Source organism: Mesorhizobium sp. FG116 (assembly GCF_057809835.1).
Genome location: NZ_JBMDKS010000086.1, coordinates 1 through 2932, shown reverse-complemented (window position 1 = coordinate 2932; position 2932 = coordinate 1). Strand labels below are relative to the sequence as shown.

Genomic DNA, 2932 nt, shown 5'->3' with positions numbered 1-2932 from the left:
CGGCCCGCCGCGATCGCGGCATGAAGGTCCATGACGAAATCGCCGTGTTGAAGCGTGATCGTGCCCGAGGTCGCCCAGGCCGGGCGTTCGCGGGGCGGTCGGCGCCTTACCAGCCATCCGACGCCGTTGCGCTGCCGCCAGGCGTCGATCGCCACGCGGTCGTGTTCCGACGGCTGCGCGGCCAGGTCCCGGTATCTGACCAGACTGCCGGGCGGCGCGTTTTCGTAGATATTCATGACGGACATCCATGCTTCTCCTTGTCCGGTAAAAAAGAACGGCCCGGCGCATGGCCGGGCCGTGGGAGCGTGTGTTGGGGCCGATTATTCGGCGGCGTCGAGGTGGCGTTCCTCGTCGAGGTCGGCATCATCCTCGGCGGCTTCCTCCTCGCCGTCGGCGAGGAACGCCGGCAGTTCGGCGCCGGCTTCCTCCACGTCGCCGGCATCGATCTCGCCCACCTCAACGTCAACGCTGTTACCGGCGGCAGCCTCGTCGACGGTCGGCCGCAGCGGCTCGGGGAGCCAGCCGCTGCCTTCCATCAGCCGGGCGGCTTCGCGTGCCATGTCCGCCTTCTTGAGGTGACCGATCATCTGCGCCGTCTCCTCGCCCTTGGACTCGCGGACCGCCTGCACGATACGGGCCTTGGTCACCCTGCCGAGGTAGTTCTCAACCGTCGGCGCCCAACCGGCCTCGACCAGGTCGAAGCCGATCGAGCGGGCGATCTGCTCGGAATGAGCGATCACAGCCGGCTGCTTGTTCCACGGCTGAACCGTGGCGTTGAGCGAGAGCGACACGCAGTGCGCGAACAGGGCCTGTCGGCTGGCCTCGTCGAGTGCGACCAGAAACGCCCAGAGATCGCCGGGGTTGTCCGGCAGGTCCTGGCCCCAGGCCTCATGCCGCTGTTCGATCTCCTTCGCCCAGACCGTATCGCCCAATCCCTGCGTCTGGCCGAAACTGGTGCTCTTCACCGTGATCTCCAGGCAGGAATCGGAGCGGTAGCTGAAGAAAGTCTTGAGCACGAACGTGTGCAGCGCTGCGATGAAGGCCATGACCGGATCGTTGGCGAGCGCGTTCCTGAGCGCCACCGTACGCGTCGCGGTCAGGTCCTCGACGACGCGGTCGGGAAGCGGACGGATGCCATCATCTTCCTCTTCCTGCTCCGCGCCGATCGGCTTGCCGTTGACCGTGACGCCGCCGGTCTCCGACGCCGTATCGTCCTCGTCGCCGTCGTCGCCGGTCTGCTCGTCTTCGGCCTCGGGCTCATCCTCCGGCTTGACGAAGCCACGTTCGATCTTCAGCTCGCCGTCGGCACCGAGCGAGACGAAGGCGCCGCCGCGCGCGATCTCGTCGGCATCGAGGACGTACGGACGGTCGTCGAATGCGTCGAGTTCGTTGCCCATCTCTTCCAGCCGGGTCTCGGTTTCCTCCGAATAGTCCCCGGCCTCGGCATACTCGGCGTCGAGCTTGTCGTATTCCGCCTTCAGGGCGTCGCGGCGCGCAAGCTCGTCCTCGGTGAGGGGGGCCTGCTTGCCGTAGAAGCGACGCATGCCGGAGGTGTGGCCATAGGGGAAGTCGATGCCAGCTTCGACCCACTTCCAGCCCTCGTCGGCCTTCAGCTTTTCGGCATCGACCGCGAGCTTCTCGAACACGACTTGCTCAAGAAGCGCGGCATCCTTGAACCATCCGCCATGATCCTCTTCGACCAGGTCGCGCATGACGAGGCCGCCGGCCGCCTCATAGGCATCGATGCCGGCATAGACCGCGCGGCGATCATTGGCGCGCACGGCCGATTCGGTCAGCAGCCGCCGGATATAGTAGGGCTCCTGATTGTGGGTCCGGGTTACGGTATCCCAGACCAACTCCTGCCGATCATGATCAGGTGAGACGGCGAAGGCTTCGAGCTGGCCGAGCTTGATCTCCCCCTTCTCGTAGAGTTCGAGCAGCTTCGGCGAAAGCTTCGCGAGCTTCAGGCGATGTTCCACGACCGTCGACGTGACGAAGAAGCGGGCGGCTATTTCGGCATTGTCGAGTCCCTGGTCGCTCAGGGTCTTGAAGGCCCGGACCTGGTCGAGCGGATCCAACTGCTCACGCTGGGTGTTCTCGGCGAGCGAATCCTCCTCCGCCGATGTCGTCTCGGCGCGATTGACGATGCAGGGCGTCGGCGCCGTCTTGACGATGCGCTTCTGCTTGGCCAGCAGTTCGAGCGCCTTGTAGCGGCGACCACCCGCGGGGGCGTCGAAGGTGCCGGTCTCCGCACCGTCGGCATCGCGGATGGGACGGACATTGAGGCTTTGCAGCAGGCCGCGATGCGCGATGTCCTCGGCAAGCTGCTCGATGGTGACGCCGTTCTTGATGCGGCGGACATTCTTCTGCGACAGGCTGATCTTGTCGAAGGGGATGTTCTCCGCCTGATTGAGCGTGATCTTCTGAATGGCCTTTGCCATATCGTTTCTCCATAGCGGGCCGGCCGGAGCCACTCTCCGACCGCCGAAACCCGCTACGAAAACCCCTCCCCCTCTCCCTCTCGTCGCCGCACCGCCGCCGCAAGCGGCGGCGCAAGGGGGCTCCCCGGCGTGGCGCGGGCATCTCAGTCGCCATCCTCGACATCGACGCGGCCGGATTTGCGCAGGGCTTCGAGCATCCGGGCGTGATCCATCAGCACGTTGATCAAGGCCTGCCGGTCGACCGTCACCGTCTTGCTGGTGCTGCGGGTTCGGTCGTGGCGGTCGTGCAACCCCTCGAACTGCCGCAAGGTCGTATAGAGACGGATCAAGGGCCGCGCGCTCATCGTCCTGGCTCCCTCGCAACAGAGGGGTCAGGTGCGATATCCGGCATGTTCCAGATTTCGGCGCCGGCGGCGGCATAGGCGGCGGCGACATGCTGGAGCGGGACGAGCGACAGAGCACCCCTGGGCCTGGGGTCGGGCTCGCATCCC

At 65.9% G+C, this 2932-nt stretch carries 2 protein-coding genes and 1 pseudogene; all 3 read right to left on the bottom strand.

The window, feature by feature from the left end; translation table 11 throughout:
- A pseudogene (locus tag ACODTY_RS23650) lies at positions 1–236 on the bottom strand (hypothetical protein); the annotation flags it as partial.
- An 84-nt stretch (positions 237–320) separates the two neighbouring features.
- The gene (locus ACODTY_RS23645) at positions 321–2441 is read right to left on the bottom strand and encodes a ParB/RepB/Spo0J family partition protein (protein WP_488996619.1); all 2121 of its coding nucleotides are present in this window, start codon (positions 2439–2441) and stop codon (positions 321–323) included.
- Positions 2442–2584: 143 nt separating this feature from the next.
- Positions 2585–2785 carry a hypothetical protein gene (locus tag ACODTY_RS23640; RefSeq protein WP_488996618.1) on the bottom strand — a complete coding sequence of 67 codons (201 nt, stop codon included), beginning with the start codon at positions 2783–2785 and terminating at the stop codon, positions 2585–2587.
- Positions 2786–2932: the final 147 nt, after the last annotated feature.

Bases quoted from the DNA above. Each gene is read 5' to 3' on its own strand.
- ACODTY_RS23645 (WP_488996619.1), bottom strand. From the start codon at position 2,441: ATGGCAAAGGCCATTCAGAAGATCACGCTCAATCAGGCGGAGAACATC.
- ACODTY_RS23640 (WP_488996618.1), bottom strand. From the start codon at position 2,785: ATGAGCGCGCGGCCCTTGATCCGTCTCTATACGACCTTGCGGCAGTTC.